Below are 25,385 nucleotides of genomic sequence, written 5' to 3'. Positions count from 1 at the left end.
CATTTTATGAATTCATTGAGTCAAAGAATTCTGTATTAGTTTTAGTATTTTTAAGTTTATCAATTAAAAACTCTGCTGCATCTATTGTCCCCATTGGATTAATGATTCTACGAAGAACCCACATTTTGGTTAAAATGGCTTTATCAACCAATAACTCCTCTTTACGTGTACCAGATTTAGTAATATCAATCGCAGGATAAATACGTTTATCAGCTATTTTACGATCGAGAACTATTTCAGAATTACCAGTACCTTTAAATTCTTCAAAGATCACCTCGTCCATACGTGAACCGGTGTCAATTAAAGCGGTTCCTATTATAGTTAATGAACCACCATTCTCAATATTTCTTGCCGCTCCAAAGAATCTTTTTGGTCGTTGTAATGCATTTGCATCAACTCCTCCTGTAAGAACTTTACCAGACGATGGTACAACAGTGTTATAAGCTCTAGCAAGTCTTGTTATTGCATCAACCAATATTACCACATCTCTTTTATGCTCTACTAACCTTTTAGCTTTCTCAATAACCATTTCTGCAAGCTGAACGTGCCTCATAGCTGGTTCATCAAAAGTTGAGCTAACTACTTCACCACGCACTGAACGCTGCATATCAGTAACTTCTTCTGGACGTTCGTCGATTAATAAAACAATTAAAAATACTTCTGGATTATTGGTGGTAATGGCATGTGCTATATTTTGCAATAGAACAGTTTTACCAGTTCTTGGTGGAGCAACAATCAACGCACGTTGTCCTTTACCCATAGGAGCCACCAATTCAATTATTCTTGTACTAAAATCCTTGCTATTATCTTCTAGTTCTAATGATAATTTTTCTTCAGGATAAAGTGGCGTTAAATTATCAAAATGTACTCTATGATACGCCTTAGAAGGATCTTCAAAGTTAACTTTATTTACTTTTAATAATGCAAAATACCGTTCTCCCGGTTTTGGAGCCCTAATTTGCCCTTCTACCGTGTCCCCTGTACGTAATCCAAAACGACGAATCTGACTTGGAGAAATATAAATATCATCAGGGCCAGCGGAATAATTTACCTCTGGGGATCTAAGGAAACCAAATCCATCAGGTAGAATTTCCAGTACACCTTCTCCTGAAATCAAATCACCCTGCTCAACAGATTTCTTAAGTATAGCAAAGACTAGCTCTTGTTTTAGCAAAGCACTAGAATTCTCAATATTAAGATTTTCTGCTTGTACTTGTAACTCTTCAGGTGATTTACGCTTTAATTGTTTAAGATTGATGGTAACAATACCATCTTTATTGGGATTATCATACTTGATACTATTATTGTAATGATTATCAGATGATTCCTTATTGTCAGTCACTGTATTTCTTGTCATATTTTATTTTCTTTAGATTAGTTAAGATTAGACTGTTATAGGTTCTGTTGACAAAATTTAAATTATTCTATTTTGACTCTTTATTAGCTGCAAATTATAAGATTTTTTTGAAATAGGAATAACTATTCCTGCAAAAATCTTATTAATTTTCGCTTAAAAATACCCAAAATATAAACAATTTAAATTTTGTCAACGGAACCTAGAAACTTTATTCTTTTAGGTCATTGTGTTGTCAAAATCAATCGAGGAAATCCTTGCGTACATTTTTAAGCACTAGTTACGATTTTTCGATTAAATTTTTATTAAAAACTCCTCTCTCATAGCTAGTTTTGAAAGAGATTTATTGCTTAAAAACCGGAAAAATCATGAAACCTATGAAAGATTAAGGTTTAGACTACTACTCGAATGATTTGAAGAAATTAGCATCGCAAAATTCCAACAACCTAACTAGGTTTAAATAGAACTATAGAGAGCATTTATATTTTCGGGTTACTCTTAATCTTTAAAAAATTGGCTCCGTAAAACCTCGAGGCACCAGCGTCACAACTGTCGAAAGTTAGAAGAGGAAACGATTTTAGATAGTGTACTTTAAAAGTCGTATGTGGTCAACGTCATTGCGAGAAGAGCATGCAATCCTGTTTTGTGTCATCCTTGCTTAATATTAATGTCATCCCTGCGAAAGCAGGGATCTTAGATTCCCGCCTACGCGGGAATGACAATTCACAATTGCTTCGTCGGTTCACGCCTCCTCGCAATGACGCCAGTTATTTTCCTGCAACTTTTAAACTGCCATGATGACCTCTAAACCCGCTCTACCTTCTAACTTTCGACAGTTGTGGTACCCGGTGCGAACAATCTTCATGTACGCTCCGCTAACTCACCCCTTGTTTATTGTCCCCATTCTCCAAATTATTTGAGTATAACTAACTTAATTTTTGGGAATAAATACTAGCACTAATGTTTATCAAATTATTTTACATTTGTCAAACAATTTACACAAAACAACCATCTCAAAGTAATTAAAAAGTCATAATCAATAGCTGAATATACTCTAATGATTTGAATATATCATTAGATTTCCTGCATAAGTCAATTTAGTTAGTGATTTTGTCGTCGAAACTCACCTTTACTCCTCACGTACGTCTATGTACGTTGCGGCACTCGACTTCGTTTCTTCTAAAAATCCCGAGGGCTTTTTTGACTTATGCTAGGTAAGTCTATTATCATTTATTTTGACTTCTTATATCGGCAATTATTTTTTGCAATTGCTCCATATCCATCATCCCTGCCACTAATTTACCATTAATAATATAAGCAGGAACTCCTTGTATTCTTAAACCTTTTGCTAATTTAATATTTTTGTCGAGAAGATTTTCTATCTCTCCTTTATTAATTTCTTTTGTGATTATTTCAAGATTTAAATCATTTTCTAGGAGCAGTTTTTCTACAGATTCTTTGGTAATAGGTTTTAGCTCCATTAAACCATTATGAATATCCTGAAACTTATCCGGAGTTGTCTTATAAACAGCCAAAGCAATAGTTGCAGCATAATTAGATGCATCACCAAGAAGTGGGTATAGTTGCAAAACAACTTTAACGTTCTTATCTGATTTGATTAACTGATTAATAAAATGACTACCTTTTTTACAATAACCACAATTATAATCATAAAAGGCAGCAATGATTATATCACCATTCGGATCACCAAGCACTGGAGATGTAAGAGAATTTTCTATTTCAGATTTATTATCTCTGATATATTCACCAGTTTTTATTTCCATTTCCTGCATTTTACGCCGCTGAAGAGCTTCTATTGACTGAATTATTACTTCAGGATTTTTTAATAAATATTCTTTTACAATTTGCTCGATTTTTTCTACCGCTTCTTTTTTTTCTAATAATTGCTGATCGGCAGTGTTAATCGAAACCGTAGCAGAAACAGCATTAGGAGTCTTCATAGTTTTATAAGCAAATAATGCTATTAGGACAACAACAATAATCAATAATATTTTACTAATAACATTATGCATAATATCTTTTCTATTAAATATATTTAGGTTACAAAAAAAGGTTTGTACTCAAAATAGTAAATCAACAATTACTTTGCCTATAGCTAACCAGATTAGCATTTATCCATAGTAAACTGGTATAATGTTAGCTATATCAATTTTTCTATTAAATTATGAGTTATTTACCTCATCTTAGCATTCTAGGTTACTTTTCTATAATTTTCAAGCATTTTAGTTATTTGCCTATAATTTACTTTACCTATTGGTAGAATTGGTATTTCTTTAACAGAAATAATTACTGGTAAATAGCTTTTTGATGCAGTATTTTGTCTCAAATATACTGCATTTTTAGCCATCATTTCTATAAAATTTTCCCTATTTATAGTCTGACTGGTGGTAAAGAGAAAAATTTGTCTATCTTCATTACCATCATCCGAACAAATAGCTACATGCTTACTATCAACATCTACCATATTAGCTAAATCCTCTATTAATAGCAATGAGTTTACTTCTTCTGTTGTAACAAATTGTTGAACACGACCCAATAAGGTAAGATAACCATCTTTATCAATTTTCACAATATCCCCAGTATCGTACCAGCCCAGACCCAACTCGTCTGATGATGTAGGATGAATAACCCCAGGATTATTAGAGTACATATAGCCAAGCATAATATTTGGTCCCTTGATAAATAGTTGCCCCCCTTCTTCTATTCCGTTAATTGCTTTAATATAATATTCTATTTTTGGCATCAAACGACCTACGCTTCCACCACGATAATGCATTGGAGTATTACACGCTATTATTGGAGATGTTTCAGACGTACCATACCCTTCAAAAATTCTTATACCAAACTTATCAAGCCATAATTGCGTTGTTTCTTTTCTAAGTTTCTCACTACTAGCAAACACGTATCTTATAGAATAAAAATCATAAGGATGAGCACAGGTGGCATAACCATGTAAAAATACATCCGTACCAAAGATAATCGTTGCTCCGATATCATATATTACCTCAGGAACACTCCGGTAATGTAAAGGAGAAGGATAAAGAAACGCTGGTATACCGTTAAGTGTCATCATTATTGTACCAGATAAACCAGAACAGTGAAATAATGGTAAAGCCATAAAAGCCAAATCATCCAGACTAAAATGTAACTTAGCTAGAACCTGGCATCTATTAGCTTGCAGATTTCTATGTGACAATACTACAGCTTTAGGGGGTGCTGAAATACCTGAAGTAAATACTACAACTGATGGATCATTGTCACCATAGCTAGTACACATATTGCTATAATAACTCTGTGGGAAAAAGCTAGCAATCACCGACTTAATTTTAAAATATAAACTAACTCTTGATATTAAATCTTCAAGGTAAATAACTTTTATATTAACTTCTAAGATCTTTGCCACTGCTTCTTGTAACCCAGCTTTTTCGACAAATTGTTTTGAAGTATATACTGTTTTTACTGAAGTTGTTTCACACGAAGCTACTATATTGCTAACCTCACTCATATAATCAATCATCACTGGTCGACGGGAACAGGCTTGCATAGCATAAAAAGTAATAATAGCTTCAACCATATTAGGTAGCATAATACCTAGATAGTCAGCTACTTCTGTATCTTGCTTTATTAAATTTGCTAAAGTAAAAGATTGTAATATTAATTGGCGATAGGTAACAGACTTGTCATCAATATCTTGTATTATTTTTTTGTTAAAACCATAAGCTTTTGCTGTATCAATGAGAGACTGAAATATAGTATTCTGGTAATCAGAACTTTCAAATATCATATCAACCATGATATCATAGAGAGCCTGACCTATATATTTACGTTTTTCCCTATTATCTATATTCTGATTAGCAGAAAATTTTATTGGTGGCAAAATAGTGATAGTAACTTTAGGAAACATCCGTGTTTTTAGTATATTTTTAAGTTTAGAAAAATGAGTAAATTGTGTACCATCTATTCTTACAGGTAAAATTGTTGCATCAGCTTTCTCAGCAATCATGCCAGGTCCTTCATATATCTTCATTAAGGAACCAGTAATACTTATTCTTCCTTCGGGGAATATAGCGACTTTTTTATCTTTCTGCACTTCCCTAATCAAACTCTTTATAGCCATTGCATTAGTGGGATCAATTGGTAAAGTTTTTGCCATTGTTAAAAATGGTTTGACCCACCACACTTTAGCCATAGTTGTATTAATGGCAAAAGTCATTTCTTCAGGTAGATAAGTTGCAAGTAATGCAGGATCAAGATATGAAATATGATTGGCGATAACTACTGATCTTTTGCCAGCTTTATAAAAATTTTCAATACCTTTCACCTCCACTCTGTACATACAATCAAAAAGAAATTTCAAAATAGCTCGGTGAACAGCAAAAGGTATTATTTTTACTTCAGGAATTAATTGATAAATATAATAAGCTACCACTATGTTAAGCAGGCTAATAAATAATATAACGGATGGTATCGAATATCCCCAATAGAATAACAGCGAAAGTATTACAGTAGATCCGGCCATAAATATAGCATTAACAAAATTATTTATAGCAATTATTCTACTACGATGAGCTGAGGAGCTCAAATATTGTAATACTGCAAAAAGTGGAACAATATATAGTCCAGCAATAGCAGCTATAAAAAATAAATCGATAATGATCCGCCAATTATGCTTTTTAGATAAAAAGACAAATATACTCTTTAACTGTTCCGGTTCATAATGAACTGCACTAATTCGACTGGCAAAAAATAAATCAATACCAAATATACTGATACCAATCGCCGAGACAAAAACATATTTTGTGGTAATTTCATTTCCAAAAATCTTACTGCACCAAAAAGAACCAACCCCTACTCCAATTGAAAATGTTGCAAGGAACAAATTAGCAACATTTTCATCTGCTCCAAAAGTATCTTTAGCAAGAGATGGGATTTGAGCAAGTATTGCTGCACTAATAAACCAAAACCAAGATATACCAAGGATTGACAGATATACTTGCTTTTTAGCTTTAGCATATTTAATCATTTCTATACTTTCACGAAATAAATTTAAATTTATTTTAATTTCACAGTTAGAATTATTCGATTTTGGCATAAAATAACTAGCAACAACGCCAACTATAGCAATTATTATCAGAATAGTGATTATTAAATTGCCACTTATGGTGTAATACCCTCCAATAATAGTACCAACTAAAATAGAAATAAATGTTCCTGCCTCAACGAATCCATTAGCTCCCAATAACTCATTTCGGTATAAATGGTCTGGCAGAACACTATACTTAATTGGTCCAAAAAATGTCGAATGTATACCCATAAGAAATATAGATAAAAAAAGTATTACTAAACTATTATTAAAAAATCCATAAGTAGCAAAAAGCACTATGAATAGTTCAAATAATTTAATGATTTTAACTATAGTTGATCGCTCGTACCTATCAGCCACTTGCCCTGCAATACTTGCAAATATGACAAAAGGCAATACAAAAATAGTATTAGCAGCTAGTACAAGCAATTGGGTTGATCCTACCAATTGACTAGATAGTTTATAGGTAATTAATATAATTAGAGCATTTTTTAGTATACTATCATTCAGACAACCACAAAATTGTACTATGAAGATAGGCAAAAAACGCATATCTCGAAATAAATATAATCGATTTGATGGCATGCTTTCTCCAAAGACATTATAATTGCGGTATAGTATGCAATTCCTTGCCTTATGTCAAATAATCTAATTCGGATTACCTAACATAACTTAAATGATTTGAAGAATGGGGACAATAAACAAGGCATGAGTACGCGAATGCTACGTAGCCTTAAATATTTTGCCAGGATGCACCGGATTAATTTTATGCATATAAGTTACCTTTTATTTATGATAATCAATTATTTCTACTTTGTAAGCATTACCATTTTATACTTAAAACTTTTTGCAATCATTTCCTGACTAACAAGAAATTATAAATTCTACTTAATTCATAAATGAGGTAAAATTTTATGTATAGATTCTTTAAGATTATTTTTAACTTTCTGAAATTCCCCCGTAATATTATTTAGTTTACTTATTTTCTCTAAGAATTCTTCCATTTCATTTTTTTTAAGTAATGGTATGTGTATATTACAAAGCTGTTCATAAGTTAAGTTTGCTCTAACAGCTCCATACTTTGTATCGTATTTGCCAATAATGGCTAAATAATATTTTGACTTTAAAATATGTAATAAATATTCGGATGGTATAGTATCTTGGAATTTTTTTAAAACTCTAAATACGATATAGATACCGCTTACATAACCACCGCTTAAATCCTCGCTCACTAAACCTAAAGAACCAACATTAATCCTATGCGGATTATATACCAAATTTCCAGCTTGAACCTGCTTGTATTTTTGGTTTATGTCTTCACCTTTTAAAATCTCATTGTCAAAAACACCAATACTATTACTTACACCTAAAATTCTAAAATCTATAACTGGCTGCAAAGACGGTTCTGTTTTTTCTGTTATCTCCTCAATATAATCACCAAGTTTTATAATATCGCCTTTTAAATTAGCAAAAATATCAAAATAATCATAAATCCATAAACTGTAGCTATTCTTGGCGATTTCAGTTGATGGTATTATAGCAGATTCAATTTCCAAAACAGTCTTTTTATTATTGAAAGCATCAAGTACGGCTGGTAAATCATTGTCCTTAATTGGCTTCTTTCTTGAGCCAAGTTCATGACCAACCGCATTAACTGCAAAAAAGAACGTGTTTGATATCTTTCTGTTTTTCTCGAAATATACAATGCTTGTTTTTGTTGGTGTGTAAGGTTCAAAAAGCTTTCTTGGCAATGAAACAATAGAAACATTTGATGAGTTATTAAAAATATACTCTCTTACCTTTCCAACATCTCCCCCATCTGAAACAAAATTTTCTTTTACAAGTAAACAACCTCTACCACCTAGCTTTAAAGCTTCAAAGCAATGCAAAGCACAAATAGCGTCACCATTATTTGATTGAATGGGATATAAATACCCAAACCTTGTTTGTTGCGAATATGGTGGATTTGTAATTACAATATCATATTTTTGATTTACATAATCAGAAAGGGTATCTTGTTTTTTGATATTACTATGTCCATCTCCGAACAAAATCATATTCATTTTTGCAATTCTTGCATTAACAGTAATCTCAGAACCGTAAATTGTTTTTTTTCTTAGAATATTTTGCATCTCATCATTAAACGAAGTTCTGATTTTTAAATATCTAAAAGCTTCAATTAAGAATCCTCCTGTACCACAAAAAGGGTCATAAATGGTTTCACCAATTTTAGGATTAACCATACTTATCATTGTTCTTACAATGTTTCTAGGTGTAAAATATTCGCCTAAATCTTTAATTTTAATGCCTTGGTAAGCATTTTTTAAAAAATACTCAAAAGCATCTCCATTCACATCACTATCTGAAGCTGTAAGGTTAAGTTTTGAAAGCTCGTAAATAATTTCTCCAAAAATATCAGGTGAATTATAGCACTTAACATATGGATTCAAATAAGTTATAATGATAAATAATAAAAAAATTATATAATAGAAATATGGCATCCCCCTACAGTTACGATTTACGTTCTAGAGTTATAGAACATTATGAGAAATATAAGAAAGTAGCACTTACATGCGAAACCTTTAAAATTAGTCGGTCAATAATCTATGATTGGATTAGATTAAAGAAACAAACTGGAGATATAAAGTCAAAGGAGGGATACCAGAAAGGATATGGTCATAAAATCCCTGATTTATCGGAGTTGCGTCATTTAGTAGAAAAGGGTAACTCGTTAACGCTTACAGAAATAGCAAAAGAATTAGATAATGTTGCAAGTATAATGACTATCAGCCGAGCTTTAAAGAAACTCAACATTACTCGAAAAAAAAGACATATGCGTATAAAGAAAGAGATGAAGGAAAGCGACAAGATTTTCTCAGTGAATTAGAAAAAGTGCCGATAGAGAGACGTGTTTATCTTGATGAAGCGGGCATAAATGATAATGAATCATATGAATATGGATGGTCAATGAAAGGAAGTCGTTGTAATGGGAGTAAATCGGGAAAACGTAGTGAAAGAACAAGTTTTATTGGTGCGTTAAATCAGAATAGTTTAATCGCATCACTAGTCTTTACTGGGAGCTGTGATAGTAAGGTATTTGAAGCTTATATAGAAAATTGCCTTGTGCCGGAGCTAAAGCCTGGACAGGTTGTCATTGCTGATAATGCAAGCTTTCATAAATCCAAAAGGGCTAAAGAATTAATTGAAAAAGCTGGCTGCAAACTAAAATTTTTACCACCTTATTCCCCTGATTTAAATCCTATTGAACATCATTGGTTTCCGATAAAAAATAACATTAGAAAATTATTAGATAAAGGTATTTCTGTATTTGAGGCAAGTTGTAGAACGTTTAAAATAATGTATGAACCTATATGTTAAGTGCTATAATAGGGAATGTTTCGCTAAAAATATCACCATATTTCTTGCTAATCTTAATCCACACAACATCTTTCACATATTGATACAATTCGTTTCCTTTTCTCTGAGAAAATGAACTCCATCTAAGGTACTCATCTAATGTATTTTCTTCACCTCCCCACGTTTTTAGAACAGAAATTTCATCAAGAATTTTTAAAAACAAAATATCAGAAAATGCCCCAAATCTGTCAAGACCTGCTTGCAATCCATCCTCTCTTAGTAAATTAGCTGCCCTTTTAAATACCTTAATCAGTTCATCTCTTGAATGCTGAATAAAATTTACCGCAGATAGTATTTCAGAACCCTCATTAACAAATCTCAGTGCCGTATGGTGATTTACAAATTGCCTTACATCTTCCCCGTCAATTTTAAGATTACGTCCATTATACAGATATTGTGTTTCAATATAACTTCCATTATAAGCAAATATAAGTGGCGTATTTAGTGGTTTAGCATATAAATTTAATGCTTGGTGCATTGCTAATTGTATACTTTCATTCGGTTTTTTTGCCTCAATTATTATTATTGGTTCGTTACTTCCTTCCTTGTATAATACAAAGTCAGGTATTTTCCCGTTAAGTAATTCTTTTTGTTTTGTAAGTTTCACTCTTTGTTGAAAAACATTACACTTTGGGTCTTTTTCATCGACAATCCAACCAAGATTGTTAAGTTGGACTAAGATATCATGCGTTACAGACGCTTCTAATCTTTTAGTATACATATAAAATATTCCAAAATTAAGTTAACTCTAAAGCAGCTTCTTCCAGCATGTTAATTTGATCTCGTATTTTTGCTGCTTGTTCAAATTCCAAATTACTAGCCTTTGAGTACATTTCTTTTTTCAATTTATTGATATGAGCTTTTAATTTTACTGGATTGTCCAATAATATATGAGCTTGTTTTTTATTGTCTAATTTATTATCCAATTTTTCTAATTTGATTAGTGCATGGATATGACTATTAATTGTCTGGGGTATTATAGAATGTTGTCTATTATATTCCTCCTGAATTTTTCTTCTCCTATATGTCTCGCTTATCGCCTTATCAATAGACTTGGTGATGCGATCTGCATAGAGTATTACCCTTCCTTGACTATTCCTTGCAGCCCTACCAATAGTTTGAATTAACGAAACTTCAGAACGTAAAAAACCTTCTTTATCAGCATCGAGTATGGCAACAAGTCCACATTCTGGAATATCTAGACCTTCTCGTAATAAATTAATACCAACAATAATATCTATAGTACCTTGGCGTAAATCTCTGATGATTTCAATACGCTCAAGAGTATGAACATTAGAATGCAAATATGATACTTTATACCCCAATTCTTGCAGGTAATTTGTTAAATCTTCTGACATTTTTTTAGTTAATGTTGTCACTAAAATACGGAATCCTTTATTTATCGTGGATTGAATTTCGCCTAGCAAGTCTTCAACTTGGTTAGTCGCTGGTTTTATAATACATTCTGGGTCAAGTAACCCTGTTGGTCTAATAATTTGCTCAACCATAACCCCTGCTGTCTCGTCCAATTCAAAAGGCCCCGGTGTAGCCGAAACAAAAACCGTTTGAGGTCTAAAATCTTGCCATTCTTCAAATTTTAATGGTCTATTATCTAAGGCTGATGGAAGGCGAAATCCGTGTTCCACTAATACTTCTTTCCTAGCTCTATCACCATTATACATTGCTCTAACTTGTGGAACAGATACATGACTTTCATCAACAAATAATAAAGCATCTTTAGGTAAATATTCAAATAAGGTTGGCGGGGGCTGTCCATTTGCTTTACCAGTCAGGAATCGAGAATAATTTTCAATACCTTTACAACTACCAGTCTCCATCATCATTTCCATATCATACTGGGTACGCTGATTTAACCTTTGGGCTTCTACTAATTTACCATGTGTGTTAAGAAATTCTAAACGCCGTTGTAATTCCTCCTCAATTTGTGATATAGCATTTTGTACTACTTCTTTAGGCGTTACAAAGTGTGATTTAGCATAAATTACAGCTTGATCCAATTTAGCTAATTTTTCACCTGTAAGCGGATCAAATTCACTTATATATTCCAGTTTATTGTCAAAAAATGATAATCGCCAAGCCTTGTCATTATAATGTACTGGGAATATATCAATATTATCACCTTTTACCCTAAACGTACCACGCTCAAACCCCACATCATTACGCTTATATTGTAAGCTTACTAAGTCATTAAGCAATTTATCTCTAGCATAAATTTCCCCAGACTTAAGGTTTATTGTCATCTGATAATAAAGACTCGGTGAACCAAGACCATAAATACAAGAAACAGAGGATACAACAATTACGTCCCTACGTTCTAAAAGAGACCTAGTAGCAGAGTGTCTTAATAAATCTATCTGTTCATTTATCGAAGAATCTTTTTCTATGTAAGTATCGGTTCTTGCAATATATGCTTCAGGTTGGAAATAATCATAATATGATACAAAATACTCAACGGCATTATTTGGAAAAATTGCCTTCATTTCCGAATAGATTTGAGCAGCTAACGTTTTATTATGTGCCATAATAAGTGACGGTCGACCAGTTCTCGCAATAACATTTGCCATAGTAAAGGTTTTGCCGGAACCAGTAATACCAAAAAGTATTTGCGAAGGCAATCCCGATTCAAGCCCTTTAATAATTTCATTAATGGCTCTTGGCTGATCGCCAGCTGGACTATATTTAGATATTATCGAAAAATTATTTATCATTAATTTGTAACTTGCTAGTTTATTATTATATATGGATAATAGTTTATAACCAATTAAACAGGATAACTCTTATGAAAAGCATTCTTATACATACGGTCATTATTTATACATTAACATATTGTCCCTATTGCACTAAGGCCAAAAAACTACTTAATCAAAAAAATATATCTTACGAAGAAATAATCGTAGACAATTATAATGAAAGACAAAGATTAGAGTTGCAGGCTAAAGCTAATGGACAACCTACATTACCACAAATATTTATTAATGATAAGCATATTGGTGGGTGTGACGATCTTTATGAGCTTGAAAAAGAAGGAAAACTAGATGAATTGGTAAAATAATACCAGCAAATTACTAAGTTTACAATCTGTGCCATCTCTGCTTCGGTGCAGTATCTAGATTACAACTGTTGAAAGTTAGAAGAGGAAGCGGTTTTATAGGTAATCGTAGCAGTTTAAAAGTTGCGGGGAAGTAACTGGCGTCATTGCGAGGAGGCGTGAACCGACGAAGCAATCCATTTTTGGTTACTTTTATGGATTGCTTCGTCGACCTATGGTCTTCTCGCAATGACGTTGACCACATACGACTTTTAAAGTACACTACCTAAAACCGCTTCCTCTTCTAACTTTCGACAGTTGTGGGAACTAGATTCCCGCATAAGCGGGAATGATGGTATGGACGAGTGAAGCGAAATATGCTTTACTTGTACGGAGTCTGGTGAAAAATGTTTTTCAGTTGCTCCAAATTAAATAACAATTTAATTAATAGGTCCATACCATGATAAATAATAGCATAGAAAATAGTATAATTGGAATAGATTTAGCAAAAAATATTATGCACTTGGTGCAAGTTGATCAAAATGGCAAAAAAGTCGGTCATCAAAAAGTTAAAAGAGATGAGTTAATAGGATGTTTAAACAATCTCAATAAAAGTTCACTGGTGGTCATGGAAGCATGTGGAGGAGGTAATTATTGGTCGCAAGAAATTAACAAGCTTGATTTGCAAGTTAAGTTGATGAAAACAAAAGATGTAAAAATTTATGCAACATCGAGGCAGAAAAATGATTATAACGATGCCTTAGCAATATGTAAAGCTGCTCGCGATCCAGAGCTAAAAGATGTGTTACCCAAAAGCAAAGAGGAACAAGATATAAAATTTTTGCATAAAATCCGAAGTAATACGATCAGAGATCGAGTACAAAAAACTAATTCTACAATATCAAGTTTATATGAATATGGTTATAATACAAAATTAAGCAAAAATAAATTTTGCAAAGCATGTAAGTCGGAGGTAGAATTAGCGTATATAGAAGGTTATATAACTTCTGGGGTACAGTCAATTTTACTTTTAGAATGTGAAGAAATTGAGAATTTGTGTAACAAAGAAAAAACTTTAGAAAAGCTGATAATCAGTAATAATAAACAGAATGAGAAAGCTATTAGGTTGCAGACAATTTTTGGGATTGGAGCAATCAATGCTAGTTGTTTGAGCGTAGCACCAATGGAAAATTACGCAACCCCGAGGGATTTTTCTGCGTCGCTTGGTTTGGTGCCAAAACAATACACCTCAGGAGATAAGATAGTTTTAGGAGGAATTAGCAAACAAGGTGATAGATATGCTAGAACTATGTTGATTCAAGCTGCAAGAACAATAGCAATAAGAGCCAAAAGCGATAAAGAATCAAAAGATAAGCTAGTTCAGTGGGCAGTGAAGAAATTTGCTGAAAACAAATCATATAATATTATATGTGTTGGTTTAGCGAATAAATTAGCTAGAATAGCTTATGCAGTAGTTACCAATGGCAGCGAGTATGTCGCAAATTAGCGCTGTTGGCAAGAAGGATAATTTATGTCAATTAAGCAAAAGAATGGCAATTGGTAAATATTGCGAGTAAGTTAGTAACAATAAAGAGAACGAAAGTAAAAGAGTTAATGAAATAAGTATTCTGAACAAAATCCGCAATTATGTCGAGGCTCTAGAAGCCGTGGGAATGAGAGGTTACTCAAGGATATTTAGAAGAATGCAGAAACCATTATGGCACTCGATGCCGAATATATGACCGCTTCCTTTGTGGCTCTATTTTTTATTTTCTTTATTGACAAATTCACTCGTCCATATATGACAAGGGCGTGCAGGAATGACAGTTTACAATTGTTCGATAGTCCTTGCAATAACAGTCTGGTTGCTATAAATCTACTTGACTTATAAGTGATAATAATTTACTTTAGCACAGGTTATATGGCGGATGTAGCTCAGTTGGTTAGAGCATCAGATTGTGGATCTGAGGGTCGCGGGTTCAAGTCCCGTCTTTCGCCCCAGCTTCTCAAGGTTTTATAACTTCACTCAAACATTTTCATTTTGGTTTCATTTTGGTTTTTTGCTAAAATGCTCCAAACTTGACTTACAAAACAGCCCGTTTCTGACCGTTTCTCACGGGAGAGGAATATGACGGAATCGTTAACCCTTCCTGATGGTTTAGCGTATACTTGCAGCAAAACTGCATAACTCTATCTAATTTTTTTGTTAGTATAAAATTTATTTTATACATTTGGGTTCCTACTATGCAAATACCATCAATTACTGTTGAGCAAGTAGCTCAGCAATTTAAAGCCTGGCGTCAAACTAAAACTAACAAGTTTGATCCCATACCAAACCATCTAAAGGAATTAGTTCGCCAGCTACTCCATCACTATTCTTGCAAAGATATAGCCAAACATCTCAATATTAATAAAACAATAATTAGTTCAATTCAACAAGCCCATCAACCTTCCCTCAAAACTTCTCCTACCTCAACTTCAAATAAAGAACTGCAACACGATATTAATTTTCTCCCATTTCAACTAGTAAATTCTATAGATACTGATCCTGTGGCTACTCCCAAACAAAATTACTACACTTGCCACATTATTAAGCCAAATGGTACCAAGCTTATTATTCAAACACTAGAGCTAAAAACCATAATTCAAACATTTCTATGCTGCAACTAACCCCTCAGTCAGTTATTTTTGTTGCCACTATTGCCATCGACTTTCGTAAGGGTATCGATGGTTTAATAGCTGTTTGCAGACAAAAACTTTCTTCCAACCCTCTTAATGGTTCCTTGTTTTTATTCTATAATAAAAACAGAACTGCCATTAAAATTTTGTCCTTTGACGGTCAAGGCTTTTGGTTATGCTCTAAACGCCTATCCAAAGGTAAATTTACGGCAAAACTTTCCCCATCTGATAATTCATCTTATCAGATTTGTTATAGAACCTTACACATTCTTATTCATAATGGTGATCCTAGTTCTGCCAAACTCTCTAATGATTGGCTTCCTGTCATTTAAGCTGCCGTCTCGATTAATTCCGTATTATTTATATATCTTGCATAGGCAAAAGGCGTATAATTCGTAGGATGCTTCTTTGCTTTGCTGCTCTGCTCTTGCAGCCAATTTAAATATTTAAAGGCATTGATCTCGTTCTCACTACAAGTCTTTACTATACTATACAGACCACTATGTATCTCAGCACTATTGATTGTTTTAAAGAATAATGAATTCTTCCTTTGTAAAATAATGGTACGTAGTGACCTCTCAGCCCAATTATTATCAAGACTGCTAACTGGAATTTTCAAAAATTGCGTCAAACCTTCTTTATTATTTAACCAATATTTCATAGCTTGCCCAAACCTACTATTAGGCTCAACTTTCTTGTCGTTAAATAATTCGTCTATTTTGTTATATATGTTTTCTATATATTTACTGCTATGTTCCTGATGGTACTTCAGCTTTTCCTCAAGGCTCATCTCTTTACATTGATGTTCATTATGGTAAATCCCACCAGTCTGTTTGAGAAAATATCCGCATTCTTCAGGGTAATATGGTTCATTCTCTGTAAATTTTCTCTGCCCATGTGACAAACAATTGATCATCACTATTATTGCCAGTAATTCTTTATCTGCTTCTGATAATACCGGGTTATTATTGTTACTTGCATCAGTCATTAAATGAATAGAATCAGTCCTATTCTTACGATTCTTTAGTACGTTACCAATATTTTCCCCGCCATGCTTATTACCGGTAAAATATAAAACTATCACCTCATTATTTGTAGTTTTAGCACATATAGTAGTGGTATAACAGCTGCGTCCTTTCTTATTTTGAGTACGTAATTTTTTATTGGCTACAGTAATTTCTAAAATCCTGGCTCTAGTATCATCAAGGTTCAGTGAACTACATTCGGCAGCCATTTCCAATAATACCCTGTAAATTTCAGCTCCACCACCTTCTTGCCAAACATCTAAATATTGTTGCCACAACGAGCTATGGGATACAGGAACCCCGCTTAAACTTTGCAACCTAGATAAACGATAGAAGGGAGTACCGTAGGTCTTTTGTAACACTATTGCACTTTTGCTACTATTTGTCCATTTGTTGATATTTTTATTGTTCATAACTGTATAATCGCAAGCATTACAGCGTAACGTTTTCTTTACATATCTGTTGACTGTAATTGGAGCATTACCTGTAAATTGTAGCAATTTTCTAGCTTCACTATTATAGAGTTTACCATTATCACAGTGAGGACAGCTATCACCACTACAAAAATTCTCAGGAGATAAATAGCTGGTATTCGCATCCTGATAATCATCAAATCCATATTTACCTTGCCAATTACTGCGATCTCTCTTCTTGGACTCATCGTACTCTTCTTCATTACCACCATTCTTATTATCAGATTCACTCGGTGGTTCTTTTAATGAATCTGAACTATCTTTTTTATGTTATCTGCCTTAAAACCAATCATCATCTCCTTAAGCTTATTTATACTGATGTTTGATGATGCTAGCTTGTCTATTAGTTCGTTACAAAATTTCACAAGTTCTATCACCGCTTGCTGATCATCTCCTGTTAATGAATTTGCCTTAATATGCTGGATTAGTTCTTCTCGTTCCTCAGCACTTAAGGTCGCTACTTTTGGCTTTTTCATTTTGATTCATTCATTACGTTTAATAATTGAAATGTTATAGTATAACTGATAGTTTTTCAACTAGTTTTTTTATTAATCGGTGATACTTGCATAGTAGGAACCCAAATTTATAAAATAAATTCATACTACCAAAAAAATTTAATAGAGTTATGCAGTTTTGCTGCAAGTATACGCTTTCGCAAGGTTAACACAAAGTTTGTATCACCTAATTCAATAGGTTTCACTATATCAGTAACTTTTTTCCTGAAATCTATGATAATATTAACTGGGATGAATGTTTTAAACTATTTTTTGAGCTGAGAGGGGTTCCAAGTTCAATCCTTAAGAATGAGCAAGAAGTATTACAAATCAGACAACAACGTAAGATGATGCAAATGCAACAATTACAACAGCAGCAACAGACACAAGGGTAAGAAGAATAAATGAAACTATTAATTAACTCTTCATCCCCAGCAAATTTACTAACAAAAGAGCAATTAAAATCAATTTATTGCAAGCTTTTTAGCGGAAAAGATGGTAAAATAATATTAGAGGATTTAGCTCAAATGAGTGGTATATATCGCAGCAATTTTGTTAGGCAAGAAAGTGATTACACTGCCTTCCTTGAAGGCTACCTAAGCGTTGTTTCTATATATCTGCTCGCAGGTTTCAGAAGATGATGGAGTTAATAATATCGATGGTGCTAAAAATATTAATGAATCAGATAAATAAAGGCAATATTTAGTACAATTAAGAGGTTATGTTATATGTTTTTATCAAAGTTTCTTGATCCTAAAAATGATTTTTGTTTTCGTAAAATCTTTGGTACGGAAAAGAACAAAGATATACTAGTGCATTTTTTAAATGATGTTCTCAAGTGTGAAGGAGATGAGCAAATAATTGAGGTGACGTTTTTACCAACTATCCAAGTTCCTGATATTGCTATTTACAGAAAGTCTATAGTTGATGTTTTATGTAAAGATCAACACGGTAATCAATTCATAGTAGAGATGCAGGTAAGTAAGCATCCAGGATTTGAGAAAAGAGCCCAATATTATGCAGCTAAAGCATATTCTCAGCAAATAATTAAAGAAGATGAGAACCACAAGAAACTGGCAGTATACGCCAAATTAAAAGGAGTAATATTTTTAGCAATAGCGGATTTTGTGATGTTTGACGATAAAAAACATTGGAAATCACAACATCGTATTTTAGATACAGAGAGCTATGCCCATGATTTAAAAGATTTCTACTTTGTTTTTTTAGAGTTGGCGAAATTTAAAAAAACTATTACAGAGCTAAAAACTATTGAAGAAAAGTGGATGTATTTTTTTAAGCATGCAGGAGATAGTGCATTAACATTAACAGAGATAGAGAATTTAATAGGTAAGGATGAAATTATTAGAAGAGCATTTGAGGCAGTAGACCAAGCTAGTTGGTCAGAGGCAGAACTTAACACCTATGAGCAAATGACCAAAGCTCGTCTCGATAATTTAGCAGTAGAGCAGCAGAAAATTGAAGATGCTAAAGCTGAAGGCGAAGCTAGAGGCGAAGCTAGAGGCGAAGCTAGAGGCGAAGCAAAAAAAGCTATAGCCATGGCAAAGAAAATGTTGGCTAAAAGAAAGCCAATAGATGAAATCATTGAATTTACCGGACTAACCATTGAAGAAATAGAACAGTTAAAAGAAGAATAAGGAACGTCATTTAATAGAATGTTTTTTTGGAAAAATTAAGAATTTTAGACGCATTTTCTCAAGATTTGATATAGTTATGCTCATAGGATTAGGTGATAAAGAACATAACGATTGTAAGTTGTCATTCCCGCGAAGGCGGGAATCTAGATACCTGCTTTCGCAGGTATGACACAAAGTTTGTATCACCTAATTCAATAGGTTTCACTATAAAACGACTTCTGTTTTTTTATCTTTTTTGCATTTTGCAGGAGTTCTCATTTGGACTCAGTAGAAACCTTCACACAGCCTAGATCCTTTAGCCCGTTTAGGATGACATACCGTTTTAACTTATATAATTTCATGCAATTGTTCTGGCATTTTACCTAACATTTCCATGTCTATTTTATGAAATACTTCTTTAAAAGAAAGATTTAATGAGTCAAAAATGTGCATTGAATAGCCTTCTATTTGTTTATAGCACTTAACATATGGATTCAAATAAGTTATAATGATAAATAATAAAAAAATTTTATAATAGCAATATGGCATCCCCCTACAGTTACGATTTACGTTCTAGAGTTATAGAACATTATGAGAAATATAAGAAAGTAGCACTTACATGCGAAACCTTTAAAATTAGTCGGTCAATAATCTATGATTGGATTAGATTAAAGAAACAAACTGGAGATATAAAGTCAAAGGAGGGATACCAGAAAGGATATGGTCATAAAATCCCTGATTTATCGGAGTTGCGTCATTTAGTAGAAAAAGGTAACTCGTTAACGCTTACAGAAATAGCAAAAGAATTAGATAATGTTGCAAGTATAATGACTATCAGCCGAGCTTTAAAGAAACTCAACATTACTCGAAAAAAAAGACATATGCGTATAAAGAAAGAGATGAAGGAAAGCGACAAGATTTTCTCAGTGAATTAGAAAAAGTGCCGAAAGAGAAACGTGTTTATCTTGATGAAGCGGGCATAAATGATAATGAATCATATGAATATGGATGGTCAATGAAAGGAAGTCGTTGTAATGGGAGTAAATCGGGAAAACGTAGTGAAAGAACAAGTTTTATTGGTGCGTTAAATCAGAATAGTTTAATCGCATCACTAGTCTTTACTGGGAGCTGTGATAGTAAGGTATTTGAAGCTTATATAGAAAATTGCCTTGTGCCGGAGCTAAAGCCTGGACAGGTTGTCATTGCTGATAATGCAAGCTTTCATAAATCCAAAAGGGCTAAAGAATTAATTGAAAAAGCTGGCTGCAAACTAAAATTTTTACCACCTTATTCCCCTGATTTAAATCCTATTGAACATCATTGGTTTCCGATAAAAAATAACATTAGAAAATTATTAGATAAAGGTATTTCTGTATTTGAGGCAAGTTGTAGAACGTTTAAAATAATGTATGAACCTATATGTTAAGTGCTATAACAAATTCTGGAGTCCATTTATATGAATTTGCACTAGGCATTAGTCTTTCATTATCTGAAACACGATCTAAAGTCTTTGTTAATTGATCCATTTTTAAGTTATGATATTCTGTCTCTTTACTAAATTTTGCAAAATCCCAATTTATCTCATTTAAAGCTATTAAATCAATATGAGGCATAGCCTCACCTTTTGCATCGGCTATTTCAGTAATACACCTTATTAGGTATACTAAGCCGCCACCAGAACCAATACAGTCTATTAGATGAATTTTGTGATCCTTAACGTCTTCTGCTGTAATTCCCATATGCTGCATATATTCCTTATACGCCTCATGAGATTCAGTAGTTAGGACGTTTGGAATGATACCATTTGTACACTGTTCTTTAATTTGATCAGGATGTCCTGAAATTGCCAGAGATACAGCTTTTACATGTGGTTTAGTGTGGGTAATAATTTTTTCTAAAGGATAACGAATTAATTGCGGTGTGTTACCTACAAATATTACAATATCACCGTCAGAAACAATTTTTTCTATTTCTTGTGCCGCTATCACCACATCATGTATTGTATCATCTTTTGATATATTTAGATTAGAGGACTCCAAATTACTACTCATAGTATGAACATAGTCATTTGTTACCTTATATTTTTTAGTTAAGCTTAATGCTGATTCCCATTCTTCTGCTGAAACAAGGTCGGGCTGGATGACAGACTTTAATGTTTCTAATTGTTTACTATTTATAGCCTTAAAGAAGTTCTCTATTGTATTGCAATCTATCTTGCTTTTAGAGATATTTCCCCATGATTCAGGTGGGTTGCTTATATGATTAAACATTTTTCTAGTTTTTGCTATTATTTCTTCACCTACTGTAACATCAATTATTTCATCTTTGTCATTTAAAATCTTATATGTACAATCGTCTGAGGTAGATTCATATGGAGTTGTGGTAGCTGAAGTATATATAAAATCATCAGAATATTTTTTAGTAGATATGTATATTGAATCTTTAATGAAGTTTAAAAATGTTGGGGCCATTTTTATGATTCTAATATAATTTGCTGCATTGATTTCTGGCTTATCACCATCGTAAGCACAAGGGTTTTTAGTAGCAACATAGTTTACATATTCTTTCGTTAGAGAAGATAGTAATTCGGAAGGGCTAATAGTCATATATATATTCTGTTTGAATTAATATATCATATTTTAACAATATAATAATCCGTTGTCAACGGTTTTTATTCTCACAGCTTTTGTTGCATATAAGTCTGGTAAGCCAAATGTGTTATAGCTAACCCGTTAATGTTTTCGATAGTTCTTTGTTAATAGACGTCTATGAATTTGGCGTAATGTTGGTTGAGTTAGCTATAGATATTCCTAAATTGTTCTTGCTCCCTCCTTTTTATTATGTGGAGGTAGTGATGTTGATATTTTAGATGACATATGTGATTTTGCTTCCTGTCCTATAATTGTTGCTTTATCGTGCAATTGTTCAAGTGCTGGTATCTTGCTTTTATCGTAAGAATATCCATGCCATTTATCTTTTAAGAACTCACAAATTCTTTTAACAAAATTTTTCTTTGGAGTTACCACATCCGATGAAGCAGCTCGATCTTTTACTAAATCTTCAGAAAATTTCCTTATTGCATATTTGTCTGGCTGATCAATAAACTTATTTAACTGCCCAACAGTTTCTTTTGCAATATCATTAATTGACTCTGCACTTAATTTACCAGTCTCTTTATCTTTTTGAGTTTCGATTGCTTGATCAATTCGCTTTACTAACAAATCAGCTAAAGCCTCTTGAACACCATCTAGCTTTTTTAATGTTGTTATGGCTTTAGTTTGATCTTCATCAGAAGATATAACTTGTGAAACTTTTTCTGTTACAGCTGCTTTATATTGTTCATCAGTAAGAGTATCAGTTAATAATTGCTTCGATAAAGCACCATTACTCTGAATGATTGATTTAGTATCTTTGGCAGGACATTTTGTTTCAATTGTTTTTAACTTATCAATAATTTGACTAGCGACCTCTCCAGTACCAGCTACATCAATCATTACTTGCTGTGTTGTTGGTTCAGTGTTTCCTACTGCTCCTAGCGTGGCTGTAAAATTCATCACCATGAAATCTTGGCTATCAAATTTTGTATCCATCATATTGTTAAGGTCTGCATCTGAAGAAAAAACATACTTACTACAATCAAACATAATTTTCTTTCCACCGACATATGATACATTATTATCTTTATCTATAATAATCTTGGATGCAATGCCAGTTTTTATCCACTCATTCTCTATAACCTGCGTACCATCCATATTGTAGCAATTATCGTATATTTTTACTTTCAGATTGTTAAATCCAGCCATACCACCAGCTATACTACCTTGATGACCTGCTACTAAAATATAGTTTGTTTGTTGTTCTGATAATTTATAATCATTGGTTAATGTCTCATGTATATCTTGATAGGTTACTTGATACTCATCACCTTTACCTAACTTACACTGAGCTACTAGGTCTACTATCTCTCCTTTTGGGGTTTCAATATAAAGTATCCCGTTGCGTTGTATATCTAGGTTAAATCTACGCTGTTGTACTTCAGTCTCATCTTGAGAATATTTGTCGTATTTAGGGTCAAAGGACTCTGCTATATACTGCAAGGCTTTATCCGGGTTCTGCATAGCATCATCAGATGTAAAACTATGTGATTTCATAATATCTCCTTAAATTACATTTTTAATCTTTAATTACAATAGTGGATAATATTGTGTGGTTATATAATTCTCCAGTATGGCAGCAACGTCGGTAACTTTGGTACTTCTCTGGGTTGCTATAGGTATCCTCTAATATCTTGATTATATCTTTAATACCCGCTTCTTGTAATTGAAGTTCTACGTAAGCTGGTAAATCGAACATATAATATCCTGTTTTCAGGGAATTAATAAAAAACCTCGAATAATCAGCTCGTTGCTGTATAAAATTATCGTAATATTCTTGATCAACCTCATAAGAACATTGTTGAATAGCAGGGCAAATAATAGCCTTAATATTTTTTGCTCCTTTTTTCTGCATTAATTCTACCACATTATTAATGATACCGGCTTTAGCCCCACGCCAACCGCAATGAGCAGCCCCTATAACCATACCATCTCCGCTACTTAACAAAACAGGAACACAATCAGCAGTTTGTATTGCTAGCACTAGATTCTTTTTTGTAGTAACTGTTCCATCAGCTTCCAGGTCACTATCAGTAATTAAATCAGCATCAATAATTTTGGTACTATGTACTTGCTGTAAAATGACAATATTATCGGCATTATAGTGCCTAACTACTGCTAACCTATTATTTTGAACAATCTCTAAGTTATTAGGAACACCAGACTTATTTTTTTTACTATAAATATGACTAGATTGCTTGAAGCTTTTATCAAAAATTTTATAATATACTTTATTCTTTACAAACTCATGCACATGACAACTCCACAGAATTTTATTTATAAATTATCAGATTATTTGCAAGAAAACAATGCATTGCAAAAAATCATCAATAAATTCCAAACAGATTACTCGCTAGTACCTTGTATTGGAGTAGAAATAGAATTTTTTTTAAGTAAAAATATTGATCCACTCGAATTGCAAACTCTGCTTGGCATAGTAGTTAAGAAAGAAAAAGGCGATAATCAATTTGAGATAGATTTGCCACCTTCTACTAACATAATTGAGTATATAGGAAAAATTAGTAGCACTAAGTCTAAAATACAAATTATTGCAAAAAAATTGCAGGGCAGGGTAAATTTTTCTGCCAAACCATTTTCAAACGATTACGGTAGTAGTATGCATTTTCATGTAAATTTTATAGATTCTTCTGCTTTAATGAATAGTGTAGCTAACCCGATGTCATTCCCGCGTAGGCGGGAATCTAGCGTAGGTTGTCATTCCCACAAAAGCAGGAATCTATATCCCTGCCTACGCAGGGATGACACTGAGGAAAAGATGTCATTCCCGCGTAGGCGGGAATCTAGCGTAGGTTGTCATTCCCACAAAAGCAGGAATCTATATCCCTGCCTACGCAGGGATGACACTGAGGAAAAGATGTCATTCCCGCGTAGGCGGGAATCTAGCGTAGGTTGTCATTCTCACGAAAGCAGGAATCTAGAACCCTGCCTACACAGGGATGACACTGAGGAAAAGATGTCATTCCCGCGTAGGCGGGAATCTAGCGTAGGTTGTCATTCTCACGAAAGCAGGAATCTAGAACCCTGCCTACACAGGGATGACACTAAGTTGAGTAAAGATAACACAGATATACTTGATCTAATGGGGCGGAGTATCTGCCATTATATGCTCGATAGTTTTCTGATATTTATGCCGAATGAAGATGATTATCTTCGTTTAGATAAAAATTTTATGGCACCAACTAATGTGTCTTTTGGTAATAATAACAGAACTGTTGCCGTACGCATTCCTGACTCATCTCCTAGAAGAGTAGAACATCGAATAGCAAGCCCACTAACCGATCCTTATTTGGCAATTTTTACTATTTTAAACTCTATATTATTAGGTCTAGAATTTCCTGATAAAATCAACAATATCAACAAAATATATGGTAATGCTTTTGATCAACAATATAATTTAGTACCACTACCAAAATCATTAGCAGAAGCATTAGAACTGTTTAATTTGCAGTTTTTTTTAACTAACCTCGATATAAGTATATAG

Annotated in this window: 25 protein-coding genes, 1 tRNA gene and 1 pseudogene; 13 read left to right on the top strand and 14 right to left on the bottom strand. The window is 33.1% G+C overall.

Annotation, left to right across the window (positions count from 1 at the left end; genetic code table 11):
- Window positions 1-4 precede the first annotated feature (4 nt).
- Complete coding sequence (gene rho / locus ACQH2P_RS09370) at window positions 5-1,357, bottom strand: transcription termination factor Rho (protein ID WP_425363905.1); 1,353 nt, start codon at window positions 1,355-1,357, stop codon at window positions 5-7.
- A 627-nt stretch (window positions 1,358-1,984) separates the two neighbouring features.
- On the opposite strand from rho, the gene ACQH2P_RS09365 reads away from it, so the two are divergent.
- Window positions 1,985-2,152, top strand: a complete 168-nt coding sequence (locus tag ACQH2P_RS09365; protein ID WP_425363904.1) for a hypothetical protein — start codon at window positions 1,985-1,987, stop codon at window positions 2,150-2,152.
- Window positions 2,153-2,580: 428 nt separating this feature from the next.
- Here ACQH2P_RS09365 and ACQH2P_RS09360 read toward each other — a convergent pair whose 3' ends face one another.
- From ACQH2P_RS09360 to ACQH2P_RS09350, 3 genes are all read right to left on the bottom strand, one after another.
- Entirely contained in the window at window positions 2,581-3,387 is an 807-nt protein-coding gene (locus ACQH2P_RS09360) for a DsbA family protein (RefSeq protein WP_425363903.1), read from the bottom strand.
- Window positions 3,388-3,566: 179 nt separating this feature from the next.
- Complete coding sequence (locus ACQH2P_RS09355; protein ID WP_425363902.1) at window positions 3,567-7,043, bottom strand: acyl-[ACP]--phospholipid O-acyltransferase; 3,477 nt, start codon at window positions 7,041-7,043, stop codon at window positions 3,567-3,569.
- Between the two features lie 308 nt (window positions 7,044-7,351).
- The gene (locus ACQH2P_RS09350; protein ID WP_425363901.1) at window positions 7,352-8,959 is read right to left on the bottom strand and encodes an N-6 DNA methylase; all 1,608 of its coding nucleotides are present in this window, start codon (window positions 8,957-8,959) and stop codon (window positions 7,352-7,354) included.
- Between ACQH2P_RS09350 and ACQH2P_RS09345 the strand changes: the two genes are divergently transcribed.
- A protein-coding gene (locus tag ACQH2P_RS09345) for an IS630 family transposase (protein WP_425362619.1) occupies window positions 8,953-9,836 on the top strand; the annotation gives its coding sequence in 2 pieces (ribosomal slippage) (window positions 8,953-9,273 and window positions 9,276-9,836; 882 coding nt in all). The genes ACQH2P_RS09350 and ACQH2P_RS09345 overlap by 7 nt on opposite strands.
- Here ACQH2P_RS09345 and ACQH2P_RS09340 read toward each other — a convergent pair.
- Window positions 9,826-10,596, bottom strand: coding sequence for a type I restriction endonuclease (locus ACQH2P_RS09340; RefSeq protein WP_425363900.1), 771 nt, complete (start codon window positions 10,594-10,596; stop codon window positions 9,826-9,828). The two genes, ACQH2P_RS09345 and ACQH2P_RS09340, sit on opposite strands and share 11 nt — an antisense overlap.
- Window positions 10,597-10,612: 16 nt before the next feature.
- Window positions 10,613-12,601, bottom strand: a complete 1,989-nt coding sequence (gene uvrB, locus ACQH2P_RS09335) for an excinuclease ABC subunit UvrB (protein ID WP_425364156.1) — start codon at window positions 12,599-12,601, stop codon at window positions 10,613-10,615.
- A 74-nt stretch (window positions 12,602-12,675) separates the two neighbouring features.
- Between uvrB and grxC the strand changes: the two genes are divergently transcribed.
- Window positions 12,676-12,948 carry a glutaredoxin 3 gene (gene grxC, locus ACQH2P_RS09330; protein ID WP_425363899.1) on the top strand — a complete coding sequence of 91 codons (273 nt, stop codon included), beginning with the start codon at window positions 12,676-12,678 and terminating at the stop codon, window positions 12,946-12,948.
- A gap of 19 nt (window positions 12,949-12,967) precedes the next feature.
- Here the strand turns inward: grxC and ACQH2P_RS09325 are convergent, their stop codons facing one another.
- Window positions 12,968-13,189, bottom strand: a complete 222-nt coding sequence (locus ACQH2P_RS09325) for a hypothetical protein (protein WP_425363898.1) — start codon at window positions 13,187-13,189, stop codon at window positions 12,968-12,970.
- A gap of 195 nt (window positions 13,190-13,384) precedes the next feature.
- Between ACQH2P_RS09325 and ACQH2P_RS09320 the strand changes: the two genes are divergently transcribed.
- Complete coding sequence (locus ACQH2P_RS09320) at window positions 13,385-14,431, top strand: IS110 family RNA-guided transposase (protein ID WP_425362708.1); 1,047 nt, start codon at window positions 13,385-13,387, stop codon at window positions 14,429-14,431.
- A 417-nt stretch (window positions 14,432-14,848) separates the two neighbouring features.
- A tRNA-His gene (locus ACQH2P_RS09315) sits at window positions 14,849-14,925 on the top strand.
- A gap of 21 nt (window positions 14,926-14,946) precedes the next feature.
- Here ACQH2P_RS09315 and ACQH2P_RS09310 read toward each other — a convergent pair.
- A complete protein-coding gene (locus ACQH2P_RS09310; protein ID WP_425363897.1) occupies window positions 14,947-15,102 on the bottom strand; it encodes a hypothetical protein in 156 nt (51 codons plus the stop codon).
- Window positions 15,103-15,168: 66 nt separating this feature from the next.
- Between ACQH2P_RS09310 and ACQH2P_RS09305 the strand changes: the two genes are divergently transcribed.
- Window positions 15,169-15,594 carry a hypothetical protein gene (locus ACQH2P_RS09305; protein WP_425363537.1) on the top strand — a complete coding sequence of 142 codons (426 nt, stop codon included), beginning with the start codon at window positions 15,169-15,171 and terminating at the stop codon, window positions 15,592-15,594.
- Window positions 15,582-15,935 (top strand): IS66 family insertion sequence element accessory protein TnpB, encoded by a 354-nt coding sequence (gene tnpB / locus ACQH2P_RS09300; protein ID WP_425362591.1) that lies wholly within the window; start codon window positions 15,582-15,584, stop codon window positions 15,933-15,935. Before ACQH2P_RS09305 ends, tnpB begins: the two co-directional genes overlap by 13 nt.
- Here the strand turns inward: tnpB and ACQH2P_RS09295 are convergent.
- Genes ACQH2P_RS09295 through ACQH2P_RS09285 form a run of 3 tightly spaced genes read right to left on the bottom strand, consistent with a single transcriptional unit; the run spans window position 15,932 to window position 17,577 of the window.
- On the bottom strand, window positions 15,932-17,041 hold the full coding sequence (locus ACQH2P_RS09295; RefSeq protein ID WP_425362670.1) for an IS66 family transposase: 1,110 nt from the start codon (window positions 17,039-17,041) through the stop codon (window positions 15,932-15,934). The two genes, tnpB and ACQH2P_RS09295, sit on opposite strands and share 4 nt — an antisense overlap.
- 38 nt (window positions 17,042-17,079) lie before the next feature.
- Window positions 17,080-17,313, bottom strand: coding sequence for a hypothetical protein (locus ACQH2P_RS09290; RefSeq protein WP_425362621.1), 234 nt, complete (start codon window positions 17,311-17,313; stop codon window positions 17,080-17,082).
- A 30-nt stretch (window positions 17,314-17,343) separates the two neighbouring features.
- The gene (locus ACQH2P_RS09285; protein WP_425362620.1) at window positions 17,344-17,577 is read right to left on the bottom strand and encodes a hypothetical protein; all 234 of its coding nucleotides are present in this window, start codon (window positions 17,575-17,577) and stop codon (window positions 17,344-17,346) included.
- A 422-nt stretch (window positions 17,578-17,999) separates the two neighbouring features.
- On the opposite strand from ACQH2P_RS09285, the gene ACQH2P_RS09280 reads away from it, so the two are divergent.
- From ACQH2P_RS09280 to ACQH2P_RS09265, 4 genes are all read left to right on the top strand, one after another.
- On the top strand, window positions 18,000-18,236 hold the full coding sequence (locus ACQH2P_RS09280; RefSeq protein WP_425363863.1) for a Bbp19 family protein: 237 nt from the start codon (window positions 18,000-18,002) through the stop codon (window positions 18,234-18,236).
- A gap of 87 nt (window positions 18,237-18,323) precedes the next feature.
- Window positions 18,324-19,250, top strand: a complete 927-nt coding sequence (locus ACQH2P_RS09275; RefSeq protein ID WP_425363896.1) for an Rpn family recombination-promoting nuclease/putative transposase — start codon at window positions 18,324-18,326, stop codon at window positions 19,248-19,250.
- Between the two features lie 92 nt (window positions 19,251-19,342).
- Window positions 19,343-19,540: a hypothetical protein gene (locus ACQH2P_RS09270; protein WP_425363895.1), complete on the top strand. Its 198-nt coding sequence runs from the start codon at window positions 19,343-19,345 to the stop codon at window positions 19,538-19,540.
- 231 nt (window positions 19,541-19,771) lie between these two features.
- A protein-coding gene (locus ACQH2P_RS09265; RefSeq protein WP_425363003.1) for an IS630 family transposase occupies window positions 19,772-20,655 on the top strand; the annotation gives its coding sequence in 2 pieces (ribosomal slippage) (window positions 19,772-20,092 and window positions 20,095-20,655; 882 coding nt in all).
- Here the strand turns inward: ACQH2P_RS09265 and ACQH2P_RS09260 are convergent.
- From ACQH2P_RS09260 to pgeF, 3 genes are all read right to left on the bottom strand, one after another.
- Entirely contained in the window at window positions 20,645-21,835 is a 1,191-nt protein-coding gene (locus ACQH2P_RS09260) for a hypothetical protein (protein WP_425363894.1), read from the bottom strand. The genes ACQH2P_RS09265 and ACQH2P_RS09260 overlap by 11 nt on opposite strands.
- Window positions 21,836-22,039: 204 nt before the next feature.
- The gene (locus ACQH2P_RS09255) at window positions 22,040-23,380 is read right to left on the bottom strand and encodes a hypothetical protein (protein ID WP_425363893.1); all 1,341 of its coding nucleotides are present in this window, start codon (window positions 23,378-23,380) and stop codon (window positions 22,040-22,042) included.
- Window positions 23,381-23,402: 22 nt separating this feature from the next.
- Entirely contained in the window at window positions 23,403-24,137 is a 735-nt protein-coding gene (gene pgeF / locus ACQH2P_RS09250; protein ID WP_425363892.1) for a peptidoglycan editing factor PgeF, read from the bottom strand.
- Between pgeF and ACQH2P_RS09245 the strand changes: the two are divergent.
- Both ACQH2P_RS09245 and ACQH2P_RS09240 read left to right on the top strand, forming a co-directional pair.
- Window positions 24,069-24,512, top strand: a pseudogene (locus ACQH2P_RS09245) (hypothetical protein); the annotation flags it as partial. The gene pgeF and the pseudogene ACQH2P_RS09245 overlap by 69 nt on opposite strands.
- Window positions 24,501-25,385 (top strand): type I glutamate--ammonia ligase, encoded by an 885-nt coding sequence (locus ACQH2P_RS09240; protein WP_425364155.1) that lies wholly within the window; start codon window positions 24,501-24,503, stop codon window positions 25,383-25,385. The pseudogene ACQH2P_RS09245 and the gene ACQH2P_RS09240, both read left to right, overlap by 12 nt.

The organism is Candidatus Tisiphia endosymbiont of Hybos culiciformis, assembly GCF_964030975.1.
Lineage (GTDB): Bacteria > Pseudomonadota > Alphaproteobacteria > Rickettsiales > Rickettsiaceae > Tisiphia.
The sequence above is the reverse complement of the archived record's forward strand: the minus strand, read 5'-3'. Positions and strand labels throughout refer to the sequence as shown.